This is a genomic window from Pseudomonas sp. SDO5532_S415 (assembly GCF_054071155.1).
Window position 1 is genome coordinate 1 of record NZ_JBSVWS010000310.1, and the last position, 3,233, is coordinate 3,233.

Consider the following 3,233-nt stretch of genomic DNA (forward strand, 5'->3'; position numbering starts at 1 on the left):
GGGGCCATAGCTCAGCTGGGAGAGCGCCTGCCTTGCACGCAGGAGGTCAGCGGTTCGATCCCGCTTGGCTCCACCACTACTGCTTCTGACGTATAAAGCTTAGAAATGAGCATTCCATCGAACGATGGTGAATGTTGATTTCTAGTCTTTGACTGGATCGTTCTTTAAAAATTTGGGTATGTGATAGAAAGATAGACTGAACGTTACTTTCACTGGTAACGGATCAGGCTAAGGTAAAATTTGTGAGTTGCTCTTAGAGCAATGCGAATTTTCGGCGAATGTCGTCTTCACAGTATAACCAGATTGCTTGGGGTTATATGGTCAAGTGAAGAAGCGCATACGGTGGATGCCTTGGCAGTCAGAGGCGATGAAAGACGTGGTAGCCTGCGAAAAGCTTCGGGGAGTCGGCAAACAGACTTTGATCCGGAGATGTCTGAATGGGGGAACCCAGCCATCATAAGATGGTTATCTTGTACTGAATACATAGGTGCAAGAGGCGAACCAGGGGAACTGAAACATCTAAGTACCCTGAGGAAAAGAAATCAACCGAGATTCCCTTAGTAGTGGCGAGCGAACGGGGACTAGCCCTTAAGTGGCTTTGAGATTAGCGGAACGCTCTGGAAAGTGCGGCCATAGTGGGTGATAGCCCTGTACGCGAAAATCTCTTGGTCATGAAATCGAGTAGGACGGAGCACGAGAAACTTTGTCTGAATATGGGGGGACCATCCTCCAAGGCTAAATACTACTGACTGACCGATAGTGAACTAGTACCGTGAGGGAAAGGCGAAAAGAACCCCGGAGAGGGGAGTGAAATAGATCCTGAAACCGTATGCGTACAAGCAGTGGGAGCCTACTTTGTTAGGTGACTGCGTACCTTTTGTATAATGGGTCAGCGACTTATTTTCAGTGGCGAGCTTAACCGAATAGGGGAGGCGTAGCGAAAGCGAGTCTTAATAGGGCGTCTAGTCGCTGGGAATAGACCCGAAACCGGGCGATCTATCCATGGGCAGGTTGAAGGTTAGGTAACACTGACTGGAGGACCGAACCGACTACCGTTGAAAAGTTAGCGGATGACCTGTGGATCGGAGTGAAAGGCTAATCAAGCTCGGAGATAGCTGGTTCTCCTCGAAAGCTATTTAGGTAGCGCCTCATGTATCACTGTAGGGGGTAGAGCACTGTTTCGGCTAGGGGGTCATCCCGACTTACCAAACCGATGCAAACTCCGAATACCTACAAGTGCCGAGCATGGGAGACACACGGCGGGTGCTAACGTCCGTCGTGAAAAGGGAAACAACCCAGACCGTCAGCTAAGGTCCCAAAGTTATGGTTAAGTGGGAAACGATGTGGGAAGGCTTAGACAGCTAGGAGGTTGGCTTAGAAGCAGCCACCCTTTAAAGAAAGCGTAATAGCTCACTAGTCGAGTCGGCCTGCGCGGAAGATGTAACGGGGCTCAAACCATACACCGAAGCTACGGGTATCATCTTCGGATGATGCGGTAGAGGAGCGTTCTGTAAGCCTGTGAAGGTGAGTTGAGAAGCTTGCTGGAGGTATCAGAAGTGCGAATGCTGACATGAGTAACGACAATGGGTGTGAAAAACACCCACGCCGAAAGACCAAGGTTTCCTGCGCAACGTTAATCGACGCAGGGTTAGTCGGTCCCTAAGGCGAGGCTGAAAAGCGTAGTCGATGGAAAACAGGTTAATATTCCTGTACTTCTGGTTATTGCGATGGAGGGACGGAGAAGGCTAGGCCAGCTTGGCGTTGGTTGTCCAAGTTTAAGGTGGTAGGCTGAAATCTTAGGTAAATCCGGGGTTTCAAGGCCGAGAGCTGATGACGAGTTACCCTTTGGGTGACGAAGTGGTTGATGCCATGCTTCCAAGAAAAGCTTCTAAGCTTCAGATAACCAGGAACCGTACCCCAAACCGACACAGGTGGTTGGGTAGAGAATACCAAGGCGCTTGAGAGAACTCGGGTGAAGGAACTAGGCAAAATGGCACCGTAACTTCGGGAGAAGGTGCGCCGGTGAGGGTGAAGCACTTGCTGCGTAAGCCCACGCCGGTCGAAGATACCAGGCCGCTGCGACTGTTTATTAAAAACACAGCACTCTGCAAACACGAAAGTGGACGTATAGGGTGTGACGCCTGCCCGGTGCCGGAAGGTTAATTGATGGGGTTAGCTAACGCGAAGCTCTTGATCGAAGCCCCGGTAAACGGCGGCCGTAACTATAACGGTCCTAAGGTAGCGAAATTCCTTGTCGGGTAAGTTCCGACCTGCACGAATGGCGTAACGATGGCGGCGCTGTCTCCACCCGAGACTCAGTGAAATTGAAATCGCTGTGAAGATGCAGTGTATCCGCGGCTAGACGGAAAGACCCCGTGAACCTTTACTATAGCTTTGCACTGGACTTTGAATTTGCTTGTGTAGGATAGGTGGGAGGCTTTGAAGCGTGGACGCCAGTTCGCGTGGAGCCATCCTTGAAATACCACCCTGGCAACTTTGAGGTTCTAACTCAGGTCCGTTATCCGGATCGAGGACAGTGTATGGTGGGTAGTTTGACTGGGGCGGTCTCCTCCTAAAGAGTAACGGAGGAGTACGAAGGTGCGCTCAGACCGGTCGGAAATCGGTCGTAGAGTATAAAGGCAAAAGCGCGCTTGACTGCGAGACAGACACGTCGAGCAGGTACGAAAGTAGGTCTTAGTGATCCGGTGGTTCTGTATGGAAGGGCCATCGCTCAACGGATAAAAGGTACTCCGGGGATAACAGGCTGATACCGCCCAAGAGTTCATATCGACGGCGGTGTTTGGCACCTCGATGTCGGCTCATCACATCCTGGGGCTGAAGCCGGTCCCAAGGGTATGGCTGTTCGCCATTTAAAGTGGTACGCGAGCTGGGTTTAGAACGTCGTGAGACAGTTCGGTCCCTATCTGCCGTGGACGTTTGAGATTTGAGAGGGGCTGCTCCTAGTACGAGAGGACCGGAGTGGACGAACCTCTGGTGTTCCGGTTGTCACGCCAGTGGCATTGCCGGGTAGCTATGTTCGGAATAGATAACCGCTGAAAGCATCTAAGCGGGAAACTAGCCTCAAGATGAGATCTCACTGGAGCCTTGAGCTCCCTGAAGGGCCGTCGAAGACTACGACGTTGATAGGTCGGGTGTGTAAGCGCTGTGAGGCGTTGAGCTAACCGATACTAATTGCCCGTGAGGCTTGACCATATAACACCCAAGCAATTTGA

The 3,233-nt window shown here is 51.4% G+C and carries 1 tRNA gene and 1 rRNA gene; both read left to right on the forward strand.

From position 1 onward, the window contains the following. A tRNA-Ala gene (locus ACW9HW_RS29580) sits at positions 1-76 on the forward strand. A 243-nt stretch (positions 77-319) separates the two neighbouring features. Continuing rightward, positions 320-3,213 (forward strand): 23S ribosomal RNA (locus tag ACW9HW_RS29585). The last annotated feature ends 20 nt before the right edge of the window (positions 3,214-3,233 follow it).